The sequence below is a fragment of the Bhargavaea beijingensis genome, from assembly GCF_900101985.1.
Taxonomy (GTDB): domain Bacteria; phylum Bacillota; class Bacilli; order Bacillales_A; family Planococcaceae; genus Bhargavaea; species Bhargavaea beijingensis.
The window spans coordinates 35,522-57,407 of the sequence record NZ_FNAR01000008.1 but is presented as its reverse complement, the minus strand read 5'-3'; the positions used below and the strand labels follow the sequence as shown (position 1 = coordinate 57,407).

The following is a 21,886-nucleotide window of genomic DNA, read 5'->3' as shown; positions in this document are numbered from 1 at the left end:
ATAGGATTCTCAATCAGCCTCAGCCGAATAACGCGCTCACCTTCCTGCCGTATTCCTCAAGTTCATCCTGGGGTGCTCCGGCTTCCTTTAGCCTGACCAGCAATTCTTCGTAGAGCCCGAGCTTCTCTTCTGCGAGAAAATCGACTTCACGCTCCTCGAATGGAACTTTAAGCACCTGGACACCGGCCTGCCGGAGAAGTTCCTGGGCATACTCGTTATTTTTATAATCCGACGCATAGACAATCTTGGAGATCCCGCCCTGAATGATGGCTTTCGTACACTGAAGACACGGGAAATGGGTGACATAAATTTCGGCACCCGCAACCGGTGCCCCGTATTTTGCGCACTGCAAAAGCGCGTTCATCTCGGCATGGATAGTCCTGATGCAATGACCGTCGACGACATAGCACCCTTTGTCGATGCAGTGGTCACCTCCGGATATCGACCCGTTGTAGCCGCCGGCGACAATCCGGTTGTCGCGGACAATCGTCGCACCGACAGACAGTCTCGTGCAGGTACTCCGAAGTGCCAGCAAATGGCTTTGCGCCATGAAAAATTGATCCCAACTAATCCGCTCCATGAAGTCCGCCTCCTGTAACTTTGCAAATCACTATCATCAGTTTATCGGTGTGCGCGCCTGGATTCAATGTCATTTTGCGGTGACCAGCTCTTCAAGTGCCGCGAAGGTCTTTTCGCCGATCCCGCTCACTTCCATCATGCCAGCCGGCTCGGCGAACGGCCCGTGCTCGGTCCGGTGGGCGATGATTGCTTCGGCTTTTGCAGGGCCGATTCCCGGAAGGGTCATGAGTTCTTCCGCCTCGGCGGTATTGAGATTCACTTTGCCTTCATCCGCTCCGTAGACAGGCGGAGGGATGACGCCGTCCTCCCCGCCGTCCTCGTTTGTGATGTACGGCACGTAGATGACCATCTCATCCCGAACGCGTTCCGCATGGTTGATCGCATCCGGCATCGCATCCCGAAGAAAACCGCCGGCCCTGGCGACAGCATCGATCACACGGTCCCCTTCCTCCGCCTTATACACACCCGGCTTTTCCACAGCTCCCTTTACATCTACAAAAATGACCGCTGCGGACGGATCCGCACGGTCATCGGCACTGATCGGGTCCAACCCGTCAGAAACTGGTATGAATGAATCCGCGGGCACACCCGCGGTATGGCTCTTCGTATACAGGATAAACGTCAGGATCAGGACGGAAGCTGCGATCGGGGGGATCAGCTTCCTCCAGTTCATCTTCAGCCATTCCAAGAAAGCGTTCCCTCCCGGATGGCGGATCATGGAGACACTTTTACTATACATGATATCCGACTATTTGGAAAGCTTCATTTTTCAGCGGAGAAAAAGATCCGTTCACTGTTTTCTGCAGGCGGATTGCCGGTCCAGTCAGCAGTGACCGAACAGACGTCAAATCCCGCCTCAATCAATAGACGGAGATAAGTATCCGGCGTGAACGTCCGTTGCAGGTGGAACTCCTCCTGACGCATGTAAAGCCCGTCCGGCCGCCGGATGAAAAAGCTGATCTCCGATTCCACGGATAGCGGCTCCTCTCCCGGATACGTATGCCAGATGTATGATACCTCTTCCAGGTCTGCAGTGAACGGCCCGTCAAGGAACAGTTCGGTCATCTTGTAGGGGGAGTGGACGTCAAACAGCAGCCGCCCCCCCGGATTCAGGGCATCATAAACGTTCCTGAAGACGGCGGACACTTCCTCGTCATCTGTCACGTAATTCAGAGAGTCGATGGCAATCACCGCCAGATCGTAACCGGAATGCCCTTCCATTTCCTGCATCGGCTGTTCAAAAAATGCCCCATCCAGGCCGGCCGCTTCAAAACGTTCTTTTGCGACCGCGAGCATATCGCCGGACAGGTCAATCCCCGTTACCCTGAAGCCTTCACGGGCAAAGCATTCTGTCAGCACCCCTGTGCCGCAGCCGATATCCAGCAGCTTCAGCCCGCTTGCATCCCCTGCCGCATGACGTACCCATTCGGCATACCGGCCGTAGGGGATGTCCTCCATGAGGAGATCATAAACCGAAGCGAATGCGCGGTAGGACTCCCCGTTCATCGCCCTTCCATTTCCAATTCCGGCGCATCTCCCCATAGTCGTTCCAGGTTGTAATAAGCCCGCTCATCCTTATGGAAAATGTGCGCGACCACATCGCCGAGATCGACGAGGATCCAGCGCGCGGAGTCGAAGCCCTCAAGGCGTCTGACGCCAAAGCCCGCTTCTTCGGCCTTGTCCTTGATTTCACGGGCGATCGACTGCACCTGCCGGTCGGAATTTCCGTGGCAGATCAGGAAGTAATCAGCAAGAAGCGAAACGCCCTGCATGTTCAGGACGACCACATCGGCCGCTTTTTTATCGTCTGCGGCATGGTATACCGTTTTAAGCAATGTCTGGTTTGTCATCGGTTCAAGCACCCTTTCCTTACGAGAGACTGTCATTGTAGCATCGGAGCGTGTCCGGATGAATGGCGGTCCGGACGGAGGCCAGGTACTGCAGATTGTGGGCACTGCACGCAACGAGCGCCGAGTCAAGCGACCGCTCCGCCTCAGCCCTCAGTCCTTCGATCCCCGGAAAAGCCCTGCCCGGCTCAATCATGTCCGCAACAAAAATAATTTTTTCAAGGCACGACATGCCGGCCCGGCCCGTCGTGTGGAAACGGACGGCTGCCAGGATATCGGCATCCCGGATTCCGAATTCTTCACGGGCGATGGCCGCCCCGGCTGGTCCGTGCCACAATTCATGATGAAATCCGAGTACGCCGGCGGGATCCCCTTCTGATTCCACGATCCGCTTCAGCTCCTCTTTTGTCATGGCTTTGGCCACGTCATGAAGGAGCGCCGCAGTCTCCGCTTTTTCTTTATCTTCCCCGAAACGGTCAGCAAGAATCATCGCTGTTCCGGTAACTCTAAGAACATGTTGGTATCTGCCTGAGGGAAGGCGCCGCCCCACTTCGTTTTTCAGTTGTTCAGACTCCATACAACCCCTCCTCGCGAATAAAGCGGATGACCGGGTCGGGAATCAAGTACTTGACTGAACGGCCCGCTTTCAGCTTTTCCCTCAAAAGGGTCGAAGACAAATCAATCTGCGGGATGCCGACCATTTTGACCGGATACCGGCCCGACGCACCGCTGCCCGGCCGGGGCACACCGATAAATTCCACTTTTTCCACGAGCGCATCGATGTCATACCAGGTATGCAGATGATCAATGCTGTCACCGCCGATGATGAACGAGAAATCCGACCCGGGCTCCCGTTCACGGAGAAGGTCCATCGTCCTGGACGTATAGGAAACGCCTCCCGAATCCACCTCGATCGGCTCAACCGTAAAATCCGGATTTTCGCGTACGGCAAGCCTGGTCATCTCCAGCCGCTGCCAGGCGGCCGCATCGCCTTCCTTCACTTTGTGGGGAGGAATGGCGTTCGGCATAAAACGGATTTCCTCAAGGCCCGCGATGTCACGGACGCCTTCAGCAATCATCAGATGGCCGATATGGGGCGGATTGAACGTTCCGCCCAATATCCCGACTTTCTTCCGCTCACTCACCCGGAAGCACGAGGCGCTTGTTGTCCCTCGACTCCCGGTAAAGCACGATTGTCTTGCCGATCACCTGCACGAGCTCCGCGCGGGTCCTTTCTGAGAGCCTTTGTGCGACGTCCTCTTTTTCTTCTGGCGCATTTTGTAGAATGGCCACCTTGATCAGTTCGCGTTTCTCCAATGCTTCGGAAATGCCGCTGATCAGTTCATCATTGACACCCTGTTTCCCCACCTGGAAGACGGGCTGCAGATGATGCGCCTCGCTTCTCAGGAACCGTTTTTGTTTTCCGGTCAGCATGTTGATTCCTCCATTTCTGCAATCAGCCGTTGTCTTGTTCCAAGCGTGTCCGGCATCCGCCCTGTCCATTCATGAAAGGCAAGCGCTCCTTGCCAGATGAACATTCCGAGACCATCCACAATTTCATTTCCGTTTTTCATTGCTGCTTTCAGGAAGTCGGTATGCAGGGGGCTGTAGACAATATCCGCAACAACAGCCCCCGGATCCAAGCGTTCGATTGCGATTGGCAGGCCGCCTGTCGCGGTCGACATGCCGACCGGCGTCGTCTGGATGATGACTCCGAACTCGTCCAGCTTCTCTGCTGCGTCTTCCAGGCTGAGCGCCTCACCGCCGATGCGGCCGCAGAGCGCCTCCGCCTTTTGAACGGTACGGTTGCATACCGAGATTTTCCCGTAGCCTGCCTGGTTCATCGCAAGTGCAATTCCATTTGCCGCGCCGCCGGCACCGATCACCAGCACCCGTTCCTTTTTCCTGAAGCTGCCGATGCGCTCCTCGAGCGACCGGACAAACCCGGGACCATCCGTGTTCATCCCGAGCAACCGCCCATCCGGAAGCACTTTGACGGTATTCACCGCCTGCATCGCCGCGGCAAGCGGATCTACTTCGTCCAGGTAAGGAATGATCGCCTGCTTGTGGGGGATGGTCACATTCCATCCGGAAGCACCCAGCCGGCGCAATGCATCGACAGCCCCGGCCACCGTTCCGGACGGGACATGTATCGGGATATAAGCGGCATCGATGTCATTTTCCGCAAACCACGCCTCATGCATCGCCGGCGACTTTGAATGGGAAATCGGGTCACCGATGACTGCATACCATTTTTTCATTTTATCTTCCCCCTCAGATCAGGGAAGGCCGGAGCATAACCGCGACCCCTTCGGGCGCGTGGACTGCAACGACTTTTCCTGCCTGCTGGACCGTAATCCAGCCAAGGCCCGAAATGACAATATCCGTCTTATCTTCCCTGATCGAAAATTCATGGCGCACAAGCCCCGGGAATGCATCCGTATCCTCGGACGGCGGGGTGAGCAGGCCGCCCTTCTGCCGGGCATACAGGTCGTCCGCCTTTTCAAGCTTGGTCCGGTGGATGTCAAGCGCATTCGAGACATGCACGGTAAACGCCGTGCGTCCGCCTTTCAGATAATCGAATCGCGCCAGCCCCCCGAGGAATAGTGTCTGTTCCTCATTCAGCTGGAAGACCTTCGGCTTGATCTCTTTTTTCGGGGTGATCACCTTAAGGTCTTTTGCATCGAGGAGGTGTGCCATCTGATGATGATTGATGATGCCCGGCGTGTCATACATGGAATGCCCGTCATCCAGCGGGATATCGATCATATCCAATGTAGTCCCCGGGAAATGGGACGTCGTAATGACATCGTCACCGCCTGCAACCTGCTTGATGATCCGATTGATGAATGTCGACTTCCCGACATTCGTACAGCCGACCACATAGACATCCCGTCCCGCGCGAAGCTCTTCGACGCGGCGGATCGCAGAGTCGATGCCCGTTCCCTTATCGGCACTCACGAGCAGGATGTCCTCCGGCTGCAGACCGAGCTTCCTGGATTCGGACGTCATCCAATGGATGAGCTTGTTTTCCTTTACCGATTTCGGAAGCAGGTCTGCTTTGTTGCCGACAAGAAGCACGGGATTGGAACCGGCAAACCGGTGCATCCCCGGAATCCAACTTCCGTTAAAGTCGAAAATGTCGACGATGTAGACGACAAGCGCATCCTTGGCGCCGATTGTATTCAGGATTTTCAGGAAATCGTCATCCGTAAGTGGCACAGGCTCCAGTTCATTATAGTTCCTGAGCCGGAAACAGCGCCTGCAAAGCGGCATCTCCTTTTCCAGTGTCACCGCCGGGGCATAACCCGGCGCTTTTTCGTCATCGGTCTGCAGGACAGCCCCGCAGCCGATACAGGTCTTTACTTCGGTCACTTTACTTCCTCCCAATCGATGAGACCTTGGCGTTCGAGCTTTCGCATGATCATGCGCTCGACTTTCCGGTTAAACCGGGTTGCCAATCCGTCCGAACTGGCGACCGGAACGACAAGGACAGTATGCAGCCCGCTGCGGTTCCCTCCAAAAATGTCCGTCAGCAGCTGGTCGCCGATCACGACAACCTGTTCCTTCGGAATGCCCATCTGGCGGACCGCCTGGCGGAATGCTTTGCCCATCGGCTTGCGTGCCCGGTGGATAAACGGAATGCCCAGCGGTTCTGAAAACGCCTTGACTCGTTCCTCGTTATTGTTCGACACGATTGTCACATGGATGCCCGCTTCGCGCATGTCCCTCATCCATTCGATGATTTCCGCGGTCGCGTCGGGCCGGTCCCACTCCACAAGCGTGTTGTCCAGGTCGGTGATGACTCCCCGGATTCCTTTGTTTTTCAGTTTTTCCGGTGTCATACGGAAAATGTCCTTCACATATTCATTCGGCAAAAAAAGACGATACACCCGATTCACTCCATTGGCTCTGAATTCTTTCCCGATTATACCATAGCGCCGCTCCGTCCCACATCCCGCGAGCCGTCATTCTCATGATTCCCCACATTGTGACATATGGTGGCAGAAACAACTTAGGAGGTGTTTGCGTGAGCGGGATTTTCACTGCTCTGCTTCAGCTGTGGGCGGACATCCCCGCACTGGTCGGCTACCTGAAGGGCCAGGCGTTCCAGAAACCGATGAATGCGGAGGAAGAAGCGGACTGTCTGAGGCGGGTGGCCGAGGGCGAAGAAAGCGCAAGAGATGAGCTGATCGAGCGCAATATGCGGCTGGTCGCGCATATCGTGAAGAAATTCCATCCACGGCACGAGCAACTGGACGACTACATCTCAATCGGCACGATCGGCCTTATGAAGGCGGTCGGCAGCTTTACACCCGATAAAAAGACCAAGTTCTCCACATTCGCCGCACGATGCATCGAGAATGAAATCCTCATGCATCTCCGGGCACAGAAAAAAGTCCAGAAAGATGTATCCCTTTATGAGCCGATCGGTATTGACAAAGACGGGTATTCCCTCCAGATCACGGATGTCCTGAAAGTCGATGAGTCAACTGCCGATGACCGGCTGGAGCGCAAGGAACGCTTCGACAGGCTGTACCGGCATCTCACCAAGCTCGATGAGCGCGAGCTGGAAATTATCCAGAGACGCTATGGCCTGCTGGATGACAATCCGATGACCCAGAAAGAAATTGCCGCGCAGCTGAACATTTCACGCAGCTATGTGTCAAGAATCGAGAAACGTGCCCTCGTCAAGCTTTATCAGCAATTTAAACACGAAAAAAGCCCTTCCCCCGCCGAGCGCGGAGGAAGGGCAGACTAAATCACTTTTCGGAGCCGAGCTGGACCATCATGACGCCAGCGAGGATACCGGTCAAAATAAACGAACCTGCCATCAGATAAAGCACATTGTTCACTCCCTGTCCAAAAGGTGATTCTTATCCGATTATACCATGTGAATCCTGAAGATTCGAGACCGCGCGCATGACCGCTTCCGCCGAATGCTTTGCCGCCTTCGGCAGAAATTCGTCAAACGACATGGCCGACTCCTTGCCGGCGATGTCAGAAAGCGCCCGGATGACCACAAACGGCACGCCGAATTGGTGACATACCTGGGCAACCGCAGCCGCCTCCATTTCGGATGCAAGTGCATCCGGGAAGAGTTCACGCACTCGGGCCACACGATCTGCATCGGACATAAAGGTGTCGCCGGTGACGATCAGCCCTTCTGCCGATGCATGTTCACCGATATCCTCCACGGCCTTGCGTGCCGCTTCCATGAGCCTGCTGTCCGCCATGAATGCGGGCGGAAGCTGCGGCACCTGGCCGTATTCGTAGCCGAATACCGTCGCATCCACATCATGGTGCCTCACTTCGGACGAAATGACGACCGTGCCGATTTCATGGTCACTGTCGAAGCCGCCTGCAGAACCGGTGTTGATCACGGCATCCGGATTGAAGCGGTCCAGCAGTACCGCCGTGGACATGGCCGCGTTCACTTTTCCGATTCCGCTTTTAAGCAACATGACGTCCGCGCCATTAAGCTTACCGGAAGTGTACTCGCTGTTCCCGGCCATCGTCGTCTCTTTTTCTTCGATCCGGCTGCGCAGAAGTTCGACTTCTTCTTCCATCGCACCGATAATGGCTATTTTCATACGTAAATCCTCCGTTCCGCGCCGGTCAATAGGCCCCTTCAAGTTTGTTCAGCTTGTCGAGCCGCACCGGCATCCAGCCTTCGCCGTCCACCCATTCCAGGTGGACGTTATACTTTTCGCTCTTATCACCGGTCGATACGGTCCCGATCGATTTTTGCGGACCGCCGCCGTTTTTCACATACCATACAATCATGTCACTTTCAGGAATTCCAGTGGCATACGACATGGCTTTGACCTTTTCCTGCCAGTCGATATGTCCTTTTTCGTAGACCGAGACGTGTTCGCCCGATTGTTTGGTGCCGATCGGTTTCCAGGACGTGTCAACAATCGTCTCATCGACAACGCCACTTTCTGAAGGTGTCCGGATTACTTTGCCCGGCTGGTCGGATTCTTGGGGTTCATCCCCGCCTTTGTCCGCACCGGAATCTTTTTCTTCGGCTGCTGTTTCCCCGTCTTCGGACTTGTCGTCACCGGCTGCATCGGAATCTTCCCCGCCTTCATCAGCCAGCGCTTTTCCGCCATCCGGTCCGCTGCCGCCTCCCGTCTGTTCTGTCCCTGCCTCATTCCCTCTGTCGGCAGCCCGGTCGTCTCCGCCGGTGAAGATGCTTGCCGCAGTGATCACAATCAGGACGAAGACGACGCCGATCAAGATGTTGAGGATCCGGTTTGACTTTTGGCGGTTCCGCGCTACCCTGGAAAAATTCTGTTCTTCCATGCCATCTCCTCCCCCCGGTAACTCTATCATAAACGATTTCCGCTTATTTGACGAAATGATTACCGGTTTGTTTCAGTTTCATGAAAAGGAATTTCAGGCAGCCTCTGATGATCAAGTCCCGCTGGTGTTGAGCAAAGCGCTCTGAATGATAAGAAAAGCCTCCCGGGTGTTCAGGGAACCGTCCACCGGCCGACCCACCAAACCTACGAAAAAAGCTGATTCCTGCAGAGACTCGGTTGCCGAAGTTTCCGGAGCCTTCTGCTTGAATCAGCCTTTTGGTTAGTTCCTGCAGGTATGGATTTTGTCCGTCAGCAATCAGCTGATGGAAACAATCTCGACATCCATCTCGCCGCCCGGTGTCATGATTTTGACGCGGTCTCCGACGGTGCGGCCAAGAAGCCCTCTGGCAATCGGCGAGTCGTTCGAGATGCGGCCTTCGAACGGATCTGCCTCTGCGGAACCGACAATAGTGTAAGACTCCTCATCGCCATCCGGCACTTCCTTGAAAGTCACGGTCTTTCCGAGCTGCACACGGTCATCATCCCCGTTGTCTTCGATGATCTCAGCATTGCGGATCATGGACTCAAGCGTTGAAATGCGGCCCTCAATAAAGGCCTGGTCTTCTTTGGCGGAGTCGTATTCGGAGTTCTCGGACAGGTCCCCGAAGCTGCGGGCCACTTTGATGCGCTCGACAACCTCTTTTCGTTTAACCGTTTTCAAATACTCCAGTTCCTCAATCAGCTTCTCTTTTCCCGCCTGTGTCATCGGAAATTTTTTCTCTGTAGACATAAACAATCTCTCCTTCGCGTCTTTCCTTCATAAAAAGAATACTATGCCGCCCCGTGGCCGGGAATGCGACATAGCGGAAATGTAATGGTTTTAACTGACAAGAGTATATTACAGTTTTTGTGGAGATTCAAGAATTGTTTTTATTTTCGTCACCATAAGATCGATTGCGACCTTGTTTTCGCCGCCTTCGGGGATGATGAGATCCGCGTAGCGCTTTGTCGGCTCGATGAACTGGTTGTGCATCGGGCGGACGACTGACAGATACTGCCCGATCACCGAACTGATCGATCTGCCCCGCTCTTCAATATCCCGCTGGATGCGCCGGATAATGCGGAGATCCGCATCGGTGTCGACAAAAAGCTTGATATCCATCAGTTCGCGCAGCCTTGCGTCGTCCAGCACCAGAATTCCCTCGATGATGATGACGTCCTTCGGCTCGATTTCCACGGTCTTGTCAGAGCGTGTATGAAGTGCATAGTCATACACCGGCCGATTGACCGGACGGCCCTTGAGCAATTCCTGAATATGCTCGATGAGAAGGTCCGTGTCAAATGCGAGCGGGTGGTCGTAATTGGTTTTGAGCCGTTCCTCAAACGCCAGTTCCGACTGGTCTTTGTAATAGTAATCGTGTTCAATCACGACAACGGAATGTTCCTTCACGACGTCATAGATCGAACGCGTCACGCTCGTCTTGCCGGAACCCGAGCCGCCGGCAATCCCGATGATGAGGGGCCGTTTTGTCGTCATAATGCTGCACCTTCTTCGGTTGGTTCTTTTTTCGTACTGATCATGAGTCCATCGCCCACCGGCAAAAGAGCCGAATCATAGCCGGGATGCGTCATGAGCCATTCCGTGAACGCCTTGAGTTTGCGGATCATCGTCCGGTTTTTCCTCGGAATGTCCTTCGGGTCCTCGGCGGCCAGCCCATGCATGAACATGTTGTCACAATAAATCACACCGCGGCCGGAAAGAAGCGGCTCGTAAATGTCAAAAAATCTTCTGTATTGCCCTTTTGCGGCATCGATGAACAGAGCATCGAACGGCCCCTCGGGAAGCCCGTCTTCCAGTTCCAGCGCGTCCCCCCGGACAAGCCGTATCCGCCCTTTGGCCGCAGATCGCCCGATATTTTCCTCGGCCTTTTGCTGCATGGCCGGTTCCCGCTCGATCGTCACCACTTCGGTGCCGGGAAGTGCTTCTGCCATACGGATTGCAGAGTATCCGATGGCCGTACCGATTTCAAGGATCCTTCCGGGGCGCTGCATGCGGAGGAGCTGGAGCAGCGCTTCCATCCCCTCCAGCTGCATGATCGGCACCCGGTTATCGCGGGCGTACTGCTCCATCGCCATGATCCGATCCGGACGGGGAAGAATCAGCCCCTCCGAATACCGGCTATATTCATGTTCCATCAACCACACCTGCTTATCCAAAAAAATACCCGTTTATCATAGCACTATTCACATGAAAAGAGAAGGAAAGCGGAAGCCCTCCTTCTCCAAGTCATTCCCCGCTCTTCAAATACTTGTCCCTGTTCTTCAGATGTTCTTCATACGTTTTAGCGAAATGGTTGGCGCCTGAAGGGTCCGCCAGGAAGTAGAGGTAATCCGTTTCGGACGGGTTGAGTGCAGCATCAATCGATGAACTTCCCGCATTCGAGATCGGTCCGGGCGGCAGCCCCTCGTTCTGGTAGGTGTTGTAGGCGTCGTCAATCTCCAGGTCGCTATACATGGTCCGTTCCAGGTGCTTCCCGTGAGCGTATGCGACTGTCGGGTCCGTCTGGAGCGGCATGCCTTCCTCCATGCGATTTTCGAAGACGCTGGCAATCGATTTCCGGTCCTCCGGCGTACGGGCCTCTTTCTCGACGAGCGAAGCCATTGTCAGCACCTGATGGATGGTTCGTTTTTCTTCTGCAATCGCTTCGCGGTAAGGCGTGATGTTCTCATCCGTCGCTCCGACCATCTGCTCGATGAGCGTTTTCAATGTCGGCTTCTCTTCGAAGACCGGATAGGTTGCCGGGAACAGATAGCCTTCCAGCGGAAACTTGATCTGTTCGTCCAGGATCTCTTCGGTGAGAAGGTTCGGGAACTTGGAAATCAGCTCATTGATGTATGTCTCATCCGTGACCAGTTCCATGAATTCATCTGCCGTGAATTCCGTGTTTTTCTCGATCACCTCGGAAATCTGTGCAAGGTTCATGCCTTCCGGAATGGTATACTGGAAAACCGGTTCCCTGTAGACCTTGCCTGTCTTCAGGCTCTTGAGCAGCTCGTCCGGAGTCATGGCCTTGCTCATTTCATAGGTGCCTGCCTGGAAGTCGCTTTCATTGTTGAATTTGGCGTAATACTTGAAGATCCGGTCATTTTTGATGACACCGGCGTCCTCGAGCTTCAGCGCAATTGAATCCAGGTTGGAGCCGATCGGAATCTCTACGGTGACCGTGTCCTCGGCATCCGGATCAACCGGTTTAAGCGCTCCCGTCACGTAGGAGTAGAGGATGGTGCCTCCTATGGCCATGAGGAGCAGCACGGAGAGGAAGACGATCAGGACGATTCGCCGGATTGTCTTCACTTCTTTCTTTTTTTCATTCATGCGTTCAAGCATGACCTGTTTTTTGGATCGGTCACTCATAAACCGCGTTCCCCCTCTGCATTTCGAGGCTATTATACATGAAACAACAGCAACAGGAAAGGCGTTGCCGGAAGGGCGGATGGCGGGTGCGGCTTACACGGAAAAAGACATACGAAAAGGCCCCCCGGATCACACCGCACGGAAAATGCGGCTGGCCCGGAGAGCTGTCCGGCGGATCATCGCCGGGTGATGCCAAATCTCTTATTCTTCTTCGTTCTCTTCGTCTTCTTCAGCGAGGAACGTATTGAGCATTTCTTCGATCATGTCCCACTCTTCGTCGGTTTCGATCGGCTTCAGTTCTCCCTGTTCGCCCTCTTCACCCGGGGTAAAGGAAGAAGCCATGATCTCGATTTCCTCATTCTCGTCCTCTTCGGCTCCCACCGGGTAGTAAAGGACATACGATTTGCTGAACTGCTCCGCTTCAAATGTGAAAAGCACTTCGCAAAGCTGCTCGTTGCCTTCTTCGTCTACAACCGTGATGTGCGCATCTCCGTGTTCCATTCAAATCACCTCATCCGTTTTTTCTGTCCAGCCAGCCCTGCAGAATCATGACGGCAGCCATCTTGTCGATGACGCTCTTGCGCTTTTTGCGGCTGACATCAGCGCTGATGAGCATCCGCTCCGCGGCCATCGTTGTCAGGCGCTCGTCATAGAGTTCCACAGGAAGGGAAAATTCATCCCTCAGCAGGTCTGCAAAGCGCTCGGATGCTTCCGCGCGCGGACCCACTGTGTTGTTCATATTCTTTGGGTACCCGACAACGAATGAAGTTACACCATACTCCGCGACCAGTTCGCGGATCCGTCCGATGCCGAACTCCCCGGCCTCCTCGTCGATCTTGATCGTCTCGACTCCCTGGGCCGTCCAGCCGAGTCCGTCACTCACGGCGACACCGACCGTTTTGGTGCCGACGTCAAATCCCATTGCCCTCATGAACGGCCCCCGTCATGACCGGCAATATAAAATTTCACGAGCTCCTCGATGATCTCGTCCCGCTCAAGCTTCCGGATCATGTTGCGTGCATCATCATGCCTCGGGATGTACGCCGGATCTCCCGATAGGAGGTAGCCGACAATCTGGTTGATGGGGCTGTATCCCTTTTCTTTCAGCGCGGTATGGACTTTCAGCAGAACTGTCCGTACCTCATCCTCCATCGGCTCTTCCGGAAAGTTGAACTTCATCGTTTTGTCGAATGAATCCATGGTCAGCACCCCGCTTTCCCTTGGGACGCTTCGGAACCTCGCATCCCATTATAAACGTACAGATCCGCAATTATACGGATTTGACTAAATCATACACGGATTGGAGCGCTTCATCAAGTTTGGATGGGTCTTTTCCTCCGGCCATTGCCATATCCGGCCGGCCGCCGCCCTTGCCTCCGCAGATTTCCGCGACGTGGCGGACGATATTGCCCGCATGATACTCCTTGCCGGCAATATTTTTGGTTACGCCGGCAGCAAGTGTCACCTTGTTTCCATCAGCGGAACCGAGTACGATGACGCCGCTGTCCAGCTTTTGTTTCAGCTCGTCCATCATGGTGCGGAGCTGGTTGCCGTCCGCACCTTCCACACGTGCCGCCACGACCGATACGCCTCCGATATCACGGGCGGATTCCAAAATCGCCCCAAGCTGGCCCTGGGCCTTTTGTGCGGAAAGCGACTCAAGCTCGCGCTTGAGTTCTTTCTGCTCGGTCTGCAGGGCGGACAATTTCTTGAGAAAGTCCTTCGGATTGGCTTTGAGCATTGAAGCGGCCTGAGCCAGAATCTCTTCCTCTTCCTTCATAGAGAGGAAGGCTTCCTTGCCCGTCAGCGCTTCAATCCGCCTTGTGCCGGCACCGATGCCGCCTTCCGACACAATCTTGAAGAGTCCGATCTCCGCCGTGTCGCGGACATGGCAGCCGCCGCACAGCTCAAGCGAGTAATCTCCGATCGAAACAACACGCACAACATCACCGTATTTTTCTCCGAACAGGGCCATCGCGCCCATTTTCTTCGCTTCCTCAATCGGGTGGTAGGCGGTGCCGACGCCGATGCCTTCCCAGATCCGTTCGTTGACGTTCTGCTCCACTTTCTCGATTTCCTCTTCTGTCATCGCACCGAAGTGGCTGAAGTCGAAACGGAGGCGGTCAGGTCCGACATAGGAGCCCGCCTGATTGACATGCCCGCCGAGGACATCTTTGAGGGCCTGATGAAGGAGGTGCGTAGCTGTGTGGTTTTTCACGGTCAGCTGCCGCTGTGCCGCATCGACTTCCGCTTTCACCGTATCGCCTTTTGTCATCGTGCCGGCTTCCACTTTGACCGAGTGGAGATTTTGTCCGTTCGGCGCTTTGCGCACGTCCTGCACGGATGCGCGGAAAGCATCGCCGTCCAGCGATCCCCGGTCAGCGATCTGTCCTCCGCTTTCCGCGTAAAACGGTGTGCGGTCGAGGATCACTTGCACATCTTCGCCTTCTTCCGCAGATTCCACAAATTCTCCGCCTTTGACGATTGCGATAATCTTCGCGCCGGCAACCAGATGGTCATATCCGATAAATTCACTTTCCCCGTGGAATCCGCCGAGCGCGCCGGACTGCACCTGCATTGAGCCGACATCCTGGCGAGCTGCACGGGCACGCTCCCTCTGGGCCTCCATCTCGCGGCGGAACCCTTCCTCGTCGATTGTAAGCCCATGTTCTTCCGCATATTCCGCAGTCAGCTCTTCCGGGAACCCGAACGTGTCATACAGCCTGAACGCATCCTCACCAGAAATCTCATTGCCGCCTTTTTCTTTCACCTGCCGGATGATGCCGGACAAAATCGACAGACCTTCATTGAGCGTCTCATGGAACCGGTCTTCCTCGTTTTTGATGACCCGCTGGATGAATTCGGCCTTTTCGGTGACCTCCGGATAATAGCTTTCCATGATGCTTCCGACAACCGGCACGAGACGGTACATGAACGGCTCGCCGATGCCGATCTGCTTGGCATACCGTACCGCGCGGCGCAACAGGCGCCGGAGCACGTAGCCGCGGCCTTCGTTGGACGGGAAGGCCCCGTCGCCGACCGCAAATGCCACGGTGCGGATATGATCTGCAATCACCTTGAATGCACTGTCCTTTTCCGGATCCTTGCCGTAGGAAGCCCCGGAAATCTTCTCGATCTCATGGATGATCGGGATAAACAGATCGGTGTCGAAGTTTGTCGGAGCATCTTGGACGACGGAAGCCATCCGCTCCAGCCCCATGCCGGTATCGATGTTTTTGTTCGGCAGCGGCGTGTAGGTGTGGTCAGGATTATGATTGAACTGGGAAAAGACGAGGTTCCAGATTTCCAGATAGCGCTCGTTTTCCCCGCCCGGATAAAGCTCGGGATCGGAGAAGTCATCACCGTATGACGGACCGCGATCATAGAAAATCTCAGAGTTCGGACCGGAAGGCCCTTCCCCGATATCCCAGTAGTTCCCCTCCAGACGGATGATCCTTTCTTCGGGAACACCGACTTCATCACGCCAGATCTTCAGGGCTTCCTCATCTTCCGGATGGACCGTCACCGACAGTTTTTCGGGATCAAGGCCCATCCAATCAGCATGGGTCAGAAATTCCCATGCCCAGTGGATGGAATCGCGCTTAAAGTAATCACCGATCGAGAAATTGCCCAGCATCTCAAAAAACGTGTGATGGCGTGCGGTCTTTCCGACATTCTCGATGTCGTTTGTCCGGATCGCTTTCTGGGCGTTCACGATGCGCGGGTTGTCCGGCACAACGCGTCCGTCAAAGTATTTCTTGAGTGTCGCGACGCCGCTGTTGATCCATAGCAGCGAAGCATCGTCAACCGGGACGAGCGAGGCGCTCGGCTCTACCGAGTGGCCCTTTTCTTCGAAGAACTTCAGGTACATCTCTCTGATTTTCGCAGATGTCAATGCTTTCATTAGGTTCTCCTCCTTATTGGTCGGGCGGTGCGGCAATAAAAAAACCCTTCATCCCCTATACATAGGGACGAAGGATCTGTTCGCGGTACCACCCTGATTACAGCAGCATCCGCCGCTGTCTCTCAAACGCCTTAACGCGGCGGACGGCAGGGATGAGCTGCACTCTGGAGTAGCTTTCCGCATCCTTGCCTGTGGGATCCCTTTCAGTCGGGGGAATCCTTCCTGTGCCGGCGCAGTGCGTACTTTCTCCGTCATCGAATTGTCTTATATCCCGCATTATAGTGAAAAGGGAGGCACCTTGTCAACGGCTGTCCATAAAGTCATACGGCGTCATCCCGTCCATGCCGACCATCGGATCGATGGCCTGGTGATTGGTCAGGTTCAGTGAAGGCGGAGCGGACGGCCGCTCCTGCCCCGGTTCTGCGCCGGTTGCGGGGGGGGCTGATCCAGGGACTGCTTCCTGCCGGGTTGCCGCGCCGGGAACTTCCTGCTCCGCTGCCGGTCGGGCCGTATCGGCAGAAGGCGCCTCACCGCCTGTCACCCGCTCCATGAGCGTCGTCCTCCTGCTGAGGTCGTCGGCCCGGGCGATGCCTTCCCTGAAAACATCCGGCTCTCCGATAAGGATCAGGAAATTTTTCGCGCGCGTCAGTCCGGTGTACAACAGATTCCTGCGCAGCATCCGGCGGTAGGTCCGGACGACGGGCATGATGACCGTCCCGAATTCACTGCCCTGGGATTTATGGATCGAGATACAGTAGGCCAGTGTCAGCTGGCTCAGGTCTTTCCGCTCGTATGTCACCTCAAGTCCGTCAAAAGAGACGACGATCATTTCCTTTTTGTCGACCGTCTCGTTCGGCTTCATGATTGCGACCACTTCGCCGATGTCACCGTTGAATACATTGCTTTCGGGCTGATTGACCAGCTGGAGCACTTTGTCGCCGATCCGGTAGGTGATGTCGCCGAACACGGTCTCTTTCCGGCCTTCTTTGGCCGGATTGACGATTTCCTGGATCAGTTTGTTGAGGTTGTCGATGCCTGCCGGCCCCTTGTACATCGGGGCCAGCACCTGTACGTCATGGATGGACTGGCCTTTTGAAATGGCGCTATTCAGCACTTTCTCGACCGCTTCCGGAATCTGCGGCGTGCCGGCTTTGATAAAGGACCGGTCGGAGGTCTTTTTTCCGAGATCATCGGTGACCCCGCCCTTTTTCACTTTATGGGCCAGTTCAATGATCGACGAACCGCTGCTCTGGCGATAAATATCGGTCAGCTCGACTGCAGGCACCTGCTTTGAGGCAAGAAGGTCCTTCAGCACCTGACCCGGTCCGACCGGAGGCAGCTGATCCTGGTCACCGACGAAAATGACCTGGGCCTCGTCCGGGATCGCCTTCATGAGCTGATGTGCAAGCCATGTGTCGACCATCGACACTTCATCGATGATGAAAAGCCGGCCGGACAGTTCCCGCTCCGTCTCTTCTTCCCGCTCCGTTCCCGTAAAACCGAGCAGCCGGTGGATCGTCATGGCAGGCAGTTCGGTCGATTCGCTCATCCGCTTGGCCGCGCGTCCTGTCGGTGCCGCGAGCACGATCGGGAAAGCCTCTTCCTTCTTTGCATAGTCCTTCGGTTCGAGCGACAGCCCGTGAAGCTCGGCGTACAGTTCGACCAGCCCCCGGATAACCGTCGTTTTTCCCGTCCCGGGACCGCCCGTCAGGATCATGAACGACGAATGGAGCGCGAGCTCGATCGCTTCCACCTGTGTTTTGGCATATGTGACCCCGAGGCGTTCCTCGATATCTCCGAGAGCCTTCCGGATTTCCGACTGCGGAAACGCATCCTTATGGGATTCGTCCTCAAGCAGCGAAACGGCCTTTGCGGCAATGCCGATTTCAGAGAAGTAAAGGGACGGCAGGTAGCAGCGTTGCTGTTCAACGACAATCTTGCTTTCTTCCCCAAGCTCGATGATCGCCTGCGTGATTGATTCGAAGCTGATTTTGTGCGGCTGGCTCGCTTCGAGCATCCGCTTGGCTTCCGGCAGGAGCGCTTCTGCTTCCATAAACACATGGCCTTCCGAAAGTGCCGCAGTATTCAGGAGATGCAACACCGCCGCCTTTACACGGTCCCTGTGATCGCCTGTGATGCCGAGCTTGGCTCCGAGCTCATCCGCCCGCTGGAAGCCGACCCCCTCGATCTCCCCGATCAGCCGGTACGGATTCGTCTGGAGCACGCTGACTGTCTCCTCGCGGTACGTCTGGTAGATGCGCATCGCCAGCTGCGGCCCGAAACCCCATTCGTTCAGCGCGATCATGATCCGTTCAAGCCCCATATTCTCCTGCAGGACAGAAACGATCGTCTCTTTTCTCTCATCCGACAGCCTCGGCACCCGGTCCAGGGCGGACGGGTCGTTCAGGATGAGGCTGATCGTCTCTTTCCCAAGTTCTTTTACGACCGCCTTGGCCGTTTTCTGGCCGATTCCGGGAAAGAGGTCGGAAGACAGGTAATGGATCAGTCCCGTTTCGGTGTCAGGAAGCTCTTTCGTGAACACGGACGCCTTGAACTGGGTGCCATATTTCGGATGCTCGACAAGACTCCCCTGGAACTTGTATGTATCCTCCCCATCGAGGGGAGGGAAATAGCCCGTCACGACAATCTCTTTTCCGGCGTAGCCCGAATCGGTCGCCGTGACCTTGACGCGGATAATTGAAAAAAGGTTCTGCGGGTTATGGAAGACTGTTGCGACCGGACGGCCCGATAGATAGTGTTCATCTTCTTTGAATAAATCCAGCTGCCCGGCCATCCGGCTTCCCTCCATTACCTTACTCCTCCGATTGGGAGATCATATTGTAGACTTCACGTGCCTGGATGTGGTCCGGGCTGATCGTGAACGCTTTTTCCAGGTGGCTGAGCGCATGACCACGCTGCTGCGTGGACACAGCGTACAGCACACCGAGGTTGTAGTGGGCGTCCGCATTGTCCGGGTCATGTTCCGCAACGAATGTGAGCTCATCCATTGCCTGGTGGAACATTTCCAGAGAAGCCAGAAGGATGCCATAGGACAGCCGGATCTGCAGATCGTCCGGAGAAAGCTCTCTGGCACGCTGCATATACGGAAGCGCCAGCTTCAGCTTGCCGGTGCGTTCGAGTGATTTGCCCAGCATGTAAGGGGCGTCCGCTCCCTCAATGCCGCCACGGATCGCCTTTTCATAAAGCCTGGCCGCTTCCTCGTAACGGTCAAGATTATAGTAGAGGCCCGCAAGCCCGTAGACGGCTGTCATGGAGCCCGGATCAAGAGCCAGCGCCTTCTGGAAAAACTTTTCCGCTTTCAGTGCTTCCTCTTCCCGCCCGATCGATGCAAGCAGATTACCGAAATTGATATAACCGATCGGATCGTCCGGATTGGCATCGATCGCTTCCGTGAATGCTTTCACGGCTTCTTCATAGTCTTCGTTTCGGATCGCTTGGATCCCCTCGGTATTATGATCCATTTTCCATCACTCCTCAGCCGACATAATCAAGCCGGCTGCCGTTTTTGTATACTTCGTCGATCGTCCCACCGCCGAGGCAGACATCGCCGTCATAGAATACGACCGCCTGTCCCGGAGTGATCGCCCGGACCGGCTCATCGAATCTGACCGTCGCGGTTCCGTCGCCGTGAAGCTTCACTTCGACACCGGTATCCGGCTGGCGGTAGCGGAATTTCGCCGTACAGCGGAAGGTTTCCGGCTTCGCTCGGTCTGAAGTGAAACCGATCTGTACCGCTTTCAGGCTGTCGGAATAAAGTGCGTCGTTGTGGAAGTTCTGGCCGACAAGCAGCACATTGCGCTTCAGGTCCTTCCCGATGACGAACCACGGATCGCCTGCTCCGCCGATGCCAAGACCGTGTCGCTGTCCGATCGTATAATACATGAGCCCGTCATGCATACCCATGCGCTTGCCGTCCATCGTCTCCATCGCGCCCGGCTGTGCCGGCAAGTAGCCGGACAGGAATTCCTTGAAGTTCCGCTCGCCGATAAAGCAGATGCCTGTCGAGTCTTTTTTTGTCGCTGTCGCGAGCCCCGCCTCAAGGGCGATCCTACGGACTTCGGACTTATCGAGATGGCCGAGAGGGAACATGACTTTCGACAGCTGATCCTGTGACAGCTGGTTGAGGAAATACGTCTGGTCCTTGTTTTCATCGACGCCGCGCAGCATCACAGACTCATCCTCTCGGTGCTCCACTCGTGCATAATGGCCCGTCGCCAGGTAATCGGCGCCAAGGCTCATCGCATGGTCGAGGAAAGCACGGAACTTGATTTCCTTGTTGCACATCACGTCAGGATTCGGCGTGCGCCCGGCTTTGTATTCGTCCAGGAAGTACGTAAACACTTTGTCCCAATATTGCTTTTCGAAGTTGACCGCATAATACGGGATGCCGATCTGGTTGGCGACCCGTATGACATCCTCATAGTCCTCCGTCGCTGTGCAGACACCGTTATCATCGGTGTCATCCCAGTTTTTCATGAAGATGCCGATGACGTCGTAGCCCTGCTCTTTCAGAAGCAGAGCGGTCACAGAGGAGTCGACGCCGCCGGACATGCCGACGACGATGCGTGTGTCTTCTGGTTTTTTATGAATAGCCATATTTTTCACCTTTCTATTGTCCAGCGAGTCTCCGGACTACGGCTGCCGTTTTTTCAGCGGCGGCCCGGATGTCTGCTTCCGATAAGCCGTAGCCGAAACTGAAGCGGACGGAATTGCGCAGCTCCCTTGCCCCTTCCCCGTACATTGCGGCGAGCACATGCGATGGATCCACCGAACCCGCCGTGCAGGCGGAGCCGCTCGATACATGAATGCCCGCCAAGTCGAGATTTACGAGCAGTGATTCAATATCCGTTCCCGGGAAGCTGAGATTCAGGACATGCGGCAATGTCCTTGCCTGTCCGGCATTCACGCTAAAATCAATACCGGACTTTTCAAGTGTGCCGGTCATGATCTCCTTGAACGACTCATGCCGTTCTCTACGCTGCCCAAGAGATGCATGGGCGATTTCCGCCGCTTTTGCAAATGCCGCGATGCCCGGCACGTTTTCCGTACCGGCACGGCGTTTCCGCTCCTGCTCCCCGCCGGAAGTCGGCGGCACAAGCTTCGTGCCGTTTTTCTGGTAAAGGAAACCGATTCCCTTCGGCCCGTTGATTTTGTGCGCCGACGCGCTGAGCAGGTCGACGCCGAGTTCCCCGACGTTGACGGGAATCTCTCCGAAAGCCTGAACCGCATCGGTATGGAAAGTCGCCCGGTGTTCCTTCAGAATGCCGCCGATCTCCCGGATCGGCTGAATGGTGCCGACTTCGTTGTTTGCCGCCATGACCGTCACAAGGATGGTGTCATCCCGGAGCGCTTTCCGGACATCTTCCGGCGACACGCGCCCTTCCCGGTCGGCTGGAAGCCAAGTCACCTCATAGCCGCGATTTTCCAGCCGCTTGCAGGCGTTTAGGACCGCATGGTGCTCGATGGCCGTCGTGATAATATGGCGGCCTTCATCTGACCTTGCTTCTGCCGTACCGAAAATGGCGAGATTGTCGCTTTCCGTTCCGCCGCCCGTGAAGATGATTTCTTCCGGACGGGCGCCGATCAGGCCGGAGGCGGTTGCCCGGCTGTCGTCAAGCAGCTTTCTTGCACTGCGCCCCGGCCCATGGATGCTTGAAGCATTGCCGTATGTGCTTGTGAGAAGTTCCGTGTAGACCCGTGCCACCTCCGGATGTACCGGTGTCGTAGCCGCATGGTCCAGATAAATTCCGTTCATATCCAAAATCCTTTCCCAGCAGAGATGCCGGCCGTTCCACCGATTTTCCGGAACGGC

The 21,886-nt window shown here is 55.5% G+C and carries 25 protein-coding genes; 1 reads left to right on the top strand and 24 read right to left on the bottom strand.

Annotation, left to right across the window (positions count from 1 at the left end; genetic code table 11):
• Nucleotides 1-19: 19 nt before the first annotated feature.
• From BLT01_RS07825 to BLT01_RS07780, 10 genes are all read right to left on the bottom strand, one after another.
• Nucleotides 20-580 (bottom strand): ComE operon protein 2, encoded by a 561-nt coding sequence (locus tag BLT01_RS07825; protein WP_092096715.1) that lies wholly within the window; start codon nucleotides 578-580, stop codon nucleotides 20-22.
• Nucleotides 581-649: 69 nt separating this feature from the next.
• Nucleotides 650-1,267, bottom strand: a complete 618-nt coding sequence (locus BLT01_RS07820; RefSeq protein WP_176765082.1) for a helix-hairpin-helix domain-containing protein — start codon at nucleotides 1,265-1,267, stop codon at nucleotides 650-652.
• 74 nt (nucleotides 1,268-1,341) lie between these two features.
• On the bottom strand, nucleotides 1,342-2,085 hold the full coding sequence (locus BLT01_RS07815; protein WP_092096710.1) for a class I SAM-dependent DNA methyltransferase: 744 nt from the start codon (nucleotides 2,083-2,085) through the stop codon (nucleotides 1,342-1,344).
• Nucleotides 2,082-2,429, bottom strand: a complete 348-nt coding sequence (rsfS, locus tag BLT01_RS07810) for a ribosome silencing factor (protein WP_092096706.1) — start codon at nucleotides 2,427-2,429, stop codon at nucleotides 2,082-2,084. Before rsfS ends, BLT01_RS07815 begins: the two co-directional genes overlap by 4 nt.
• 19 nt (nucleotides 2,430-2,448) lie before the next feature.
• Nucleotides 2,449-3,003, bottom strand: a complete 555-nt coding sequence (yqeK, locus tag BLT01_RS07805; RefSeq protein WP_092096704.1) for a bis(5'-nucleosyl)-tetraphosphatase (symmetrical) YqeK — start codon at nucleotides 3,001-3,003, stop codon at nucleotides 2,449-2,451.
• Nucleotides 2,993-3,547, bottom strand: a complete 555-nt coding sequence (locus BLT01_RS07800; RefSeq protein ID WP_245696896.1) for a nicotinate-nucleotide adenylyltransferase — start codon at nucleotides 3,545-3,547, stop codon at nucleotides 2,993-2,995. Before BLT01_RS07800 ends, yqeK begins: the two co-directional genes overlap by 11 nt.
• 16 nt (nucleotides 3,548-3,563) lie before the next feature.
• Nucleotides 3,564-3,860 (bottom strand): ribosome assembly RNA-binding protein YhbY, encoded by a 297-nt coding sequence (yhbY, locus tag BLT01_RS07795; protein WP_092096698.1) that lies wholly within the window; start codon nucleotides 3,858-3,860, stop codon nucleotides 3,564-3,566.
• Nucleotides 3,854-4,687: a shikimate dehydrogenase gene (aroE, locus tag BLT01_RS07790; RefSeq protein WP_092096695.1), complete on the bottom strand. Its 834-nt coding sequence runs from the start codon at nucleotides 4,685-4,687 to the stop codon at nucleotides 3,854-3,856. Before aroE ends, yhbY begins: the two co-directional genes overlap by 7 nt.
• A 13-nt stretch (nucleotides 4,688-4,700) precedes the next feature.
• The gene (gene yqeH, locus BLT01_RS07785) at nucleotides 4,701-5,801 is read right to left on the bottom strand and encodes a ribosome biogenesis GTPase YqeH (RefSeq protein WP_092096692.1); all 1,101 of its coding nucleotides are present in this window, start codon (nucleotides 5,799-5,801) and stop codon (nucleotides 4,701-4,703) included.
• Complete coding sequence (locus BLT01_RS07780) at nucleotides 5,798-6,319, bottom strand: YqeG family HAD IIIA-type phosphatase (RefSeq protein WP_092096689.1); 522 nt, start codon at nucleotides 6,317-6,319, stop codon at nucleotides 5,798-5,800. The genes yqeH and BLT01_RS07780 overlap by 4 nt, the downstream gene beginning before the upstream one ends.
• A gap of 137 nt (nucleotides 6,320-6,456) precedes the next feature.
• Between BLT01_RS07780 and sigK the strand changes: the two genes are divergently transcribed.
• A complete protein-coding gene (sigK, locus tag BLT01_RS07775) occupies nucleotides 6,457-7,188 on the top strand; it encodes an RNA polymerase sporulation sigma factor SigK (protein WP_092096686.1) in 732 nt (243 codons plus the stop codon).
• A gap of 115 nt (nucleotides 7,189-7,303) precedes the next feature.
• On the opposite strand, the gene mtnN is transcribed toward sigK, so the two are convergent.
• The 14 genes from mtnN to BLT01_RS07705 form a co-directional block, all read right to left on the bottom strand.
• Nucleotides 7,304-8,020, bottom strand: a complete 717-nt coding sequence (gene mtnN / locus BLT01_RS07770; protein WP_092096683.1) for a 5'-methylthioadenosine/S-adenosylhomocysteine nucleosidase — start codon at nucleotides 8,018-8,020, stop codon at nucleotides 7,304-7,306.
• 25 nt (nucleotides 8,021-8,045) lie between these two features.
• On the bottom strand, nucleotides 8,046-8,735 hold the full coding sequence (locus BLT01_RS07765) for a YrrS family protein (RefSeq protein ID WP_092096680.1): 690 nt from the start codon (nucleotides 8,733-8,735) through the stop codon (nucleotides 8,046-8,048).
• Nucleotides 8,736-9,050: 315 nt separating this feature from the next.
• Complete coding sequence (gene greA, locus BLT01_RS07760) at nucleotides 9,051-9,524, bottom strand: transcription elongation factor GreA (RefSeq protein ID WP_092096678.1); 474 nt, start codon at nucleotides 9,522-9,524, stop codon at nucleotides 9,051-9,053.
• A gap of 108 nt (nucleotides 9,525-9,632) precedes the next feature.
• A complete protein-coding gene (udk, locus tag BLT01_RS07755) occupies nucleotides 9,633-10,271 on the bottom strand; it encodes a uridine kinase (RefSeq protein ID WP_092096675.1) in 639 nt (212 codons plus the stop codon).
• Complete coding sequence (locus tag BLT01_RS07750) at nucleotides 10,268-10,930, bottom strand: O-methyltransferase (RefSeq protein WP_092096673.1); 663 nt, start codon at nucleotides 10,928-10,930, stop codon at nucleotides 10,268-10,270. The genes udk and BLT01_RS07750 overlap by 4 nt, the downstream gene beginning before the upstream one ends.
• Before the next feature lie 91 nt (nucleotides 10,931-11,021).
• Nucleotides 11,022-12,149, bottom strand: a complete 1,128-nt coding sequence (gene mltG / locus BLT01_RS07745; protein WP_092096670.1) for an endolytic transglycosylase MltG — start codon at nucleotides 12,147-12,149, stop codon at nucleotides 11,022-11,024.
• Between the two features lie 201 nt (nucleotides 12,150-12,350).
• Nucleotides 12,351-12,650, bottom strand: coding sequence for a DUF1292 domain-containing protein (locus tag BLT01_RS07740; protein ID WP_092096668.1), 300 nt, complete (start codon nucleotides 12,648-12,650; stop codon nucleotides 12,351-12,353).
• A 10-nt stretch (nucleotides 12,651-12,660) separates the two neighbouring features.
• Nucleotides 12,661-13,080: a Holliday junction resolvase RuvX gene (gene ruvX, locus BLT01_RS07735; RefSeq protein ID WP_092096665.1), complete on the bottom strand. Its 420-nt coding sequence runs from the start codon at nucleotides 13,078-13,080 to the stop codon at nucleotides 12,661-12,663.
• Nucleotides 13,077-13,349, bottom strand: a complete 273-nt coding sequence (locus BLT01_RS07730) for an IreB family regulatory phosphoprotein (RefSeq protein WP_092096662.1) — start codon at nucleotides 13,347-13,349, stop codon at nucleotides 13,077-13,079. The genes ruvX and BLT01_RS07730 overlap by 4 nt, the downstream gene beginning before the upstream one ends.
• A gap of 70 nt (nucleotides 13,350-13,419) precedes the next feature.
• Nucleotides 13,420-16,053, bottom strand: a complete 2,634-nt coding sequence (alaS, locus tag BLT01_RS07725) for an alanine--tRNA ligase (protein WP_092096659.1) — start codon at nucleotides 16,051-16,053, stop codon at nucleotides 13,420-13,422.
• A gap of 301 nt (nucleotides 16,054-16,354) precedes the next feature.
• Nucleotides 16,355-18,847, bottom strand: a complete 2,493-nt coding sequence (gene recD2, locus BLT01_RS07720; RefSeq protein WP_092096928.1) for an SF1B family DNA helicase RecD2 — start codon at nucleotides 18,845-18,847, stop codon at nucleotides 16,355-16,357.
• A gap of 19 nt (nucleotides 18,848-18,866) precedes the next feature.
• Nucleotides 18,867-19,535 (bottom strand): tetratricopeptide repeat protein, encoded by a 669-nt coding sequence (locus BLT01_RS07715; protein ID WP_092096656.1) that lies wholly within the window; start codon nucleotides 19,533-19,535, stop codon nucleotides 18,867-18,869.
• A gap of 13 nt (nucleotides 19,536-19,548) precedes the next feature.
• A complete protein-coding gene (mnmA, locus tag BLT01_RS07710; protein WP_092096925.1) occupies nucleotides 19,549-20,664 on the bottom strand; it encodes a tRNA 2-thiouridine(34) synthase MnmA in 1,116 nt (371 codons plus the stop codon).
• A 19-nt stretch (nucleotides 20,665-20,683) separates the two neighbouring features.
• Nucleotides 20,684-21,829, bottom strand: a complete 1,146-nt coding sequence (locus tag BLT01_RS07705; RefSeq protein WP_092096653.1) for a cysteine desulfurase family protein — start codon at nucleotides 21,827-21,829, stop codon at nucleotides 20,684-20,686.
• Nucleotides 21,830-21,886: the final 57 nt, after the last annotated feature.